Annotated in this window: 1 pseudogene; it reads left to right on the top strand. The window is 46.9% G+C overall.

The features are described from left to right. Positions 1–603 (top strand): annotated as a pseudogene (locus Q4557_RS19860) (transposase); the annotation flags it as partial.

Raw genomic sequence — 603 nt, 5'->3', positions numbered from 1 at the left:
ACCCATAACCGAAGGCGTGACCCTTGTGTTATAAGAAGCATCCTCATATCCACTTCATCATTCCGGCAGGCAGCTTTAATAAGCACAAAAAACAGTGGAAAAAGAACAAGGGTAAATACCTGTTCAACGCCTTTAACCTGGCCAAAGTGTGGCGAGCAAGACTGCTGGCGCAACTGGCAAAACTGAGTCTAAAACTCCCTAGCTCAATACCCAAAAAGTGGGTGGTAGACTGCCAACATGTGGGTAAAGGACTGCCAGCGTTAAAGTACCTGTCGCGATACCTTTATCGCGGCGTGTTACCCGATAAAAATATCGTCAGTAATATCGACGGACAAATTAGTTTTGAGTATCAAAATAGCCAAACCAACACCACTGAAATACGTACATTACCTACTGTCGAATTTCTATGGTTGGTACTGCAACATGTACTGCCGAAAGGCTTACGGCGAGTCAGAGATTTTGGATTACTCAGAGGAGGTTCAGCCAGGCTGCGGCAACGAATACGCTTGATGCTAGCCGTTGCTGGCACCGTGTTTGCGCCGCTCGAAAACACCACTAAAACTCAAGCCATACGACCTTGCCCTTGTTGCCGACAACCGATGA

It is taken from the genome of Shewanella sp. 5_MG-2023 (genome assembly GCF_030547465.1).
In the GTDB taxonomy this organism is placed as follows: Bacteria; Pseudomonadota; Gammaproteobacteria; order Enterobacterales; family Shewanellaceae; genus Shewanella.
This window is presented reverse-complemented; position numbering and strand designations above follow the sequence as displayed.